Annotated in this window: 1 protein-coding gene; it reads left to right on the top strand. The window is 62.6% G+C overall.

Annotated elements, in window-relative coordinates:
- Positions 1–948: sensor histidine kinase (locus ADADOO_RS17295; protein ID WP_511278758.1), on the top strand; the 948-nt coding region annotated here is incomplete at its 5' end.
- Positions 949–1,117: the final 169 nt, after the last annotated feature.

The following is a 1,117-nucleotide window of genomic DNA, read 5'->3' as shown; positions in this document are numbered from 1 at the left end:
CTGGCCCTGCTCCGCGCCCAGATCCGCTTCAAGATGGCGTCGACCCTGCACCTCGAAGCGGTGGCCGAAGACTTCGAATCGCTCAAGCGCGAGCACGCCCGCCTCAGCGAATCGGAGGCGCGCTACAAAACGCTGTCGGCTGAACTCGAAGCCCGCGTCAAGAAACAGGTTGGCGAACTGGAAGAACGCCAGCAGATGCTCTATGAAGCGGAAAAGCTCGCCTCGGTGGGCCAACTGGCCGCCGGCATGGCGCACGAGATCAATAACCCGCTCGGCTTTGTACGCAGCAACCTCTCGACCTTTGAAAAGTACCTCGGTAAATTTGCCGAACTGAAGTCGCACCCGGAGCCGGCCGCCGAGGGCTGGCAGGCACTTGACCTCGATTTCATTCTCGAAGACAGCATTGACCTGCTCCACGACAGCGCCAAGGGGATGGAACGCATCGCCCGCATCGTCGCCGATTTGAAGGCATTTTCGAACGTCGACCGGGCCAGCCAGGAATACGCCGATCTCAACAACTGCCTGCACGAAGCGGTCAGCATGGTCGAGGCGCAAATGCCGCCCGGCGTCCATTTCCGTTTCGACTTGCTCCCGCTACCCAGCATCGTCTGCCTGCCGGGGCATATCAATCAGCTCTTTTTCAACGTCATCCGCAACGCCGTCCTGGCGATCAAGGATACCGGCCGGCCGGGCGAGGTCAAAATATCCTCCGAAGCAGACGATACCGGCATCCACATCCGCATTCACGACACCGGGGTTGGCATGACCGCCGAGCAGATCGAACACGCCTTCGAACCGTTCTACACGACGCGCCCGGTCGGTTCCGGCGTCGGCCTTGGCCTGGCCACCGCCCGCAATGTCGTACAGGCGCACAGCGGACGCATCCGTCTCGACAGCCAGCCCGATGTCGGCACCACCGTCACCCTGTTCTTCCCGACCCCACCATGACCGACTACGCCTCTCTCTTCACCGGCAAGACCGCCACCCCGCAGGCCCCGGCAACGCACCTGACGCCGCCGCGCTACCGCCTGCTCTTCGTCGACGACGAACCGGGCATCGTCAAGGCGCTGGCGCGCGTCTTTCACCAGGAAAACTACGAAGTCATCACCGCCTGGAG

The organism is Azonexus sp., assembly GCF_036170495.1.
Lineage (GTDB): Bacteria > Pseudomonadota > Gammaproteobacteria > Burkholderiales > Rhodocyclaceae > Azonexus.
The sequence above is the reverse complement of the archived record's forward strand: the minus strand, read 5'-3'. Positions and strand labels throughout refer to the sequence as shown.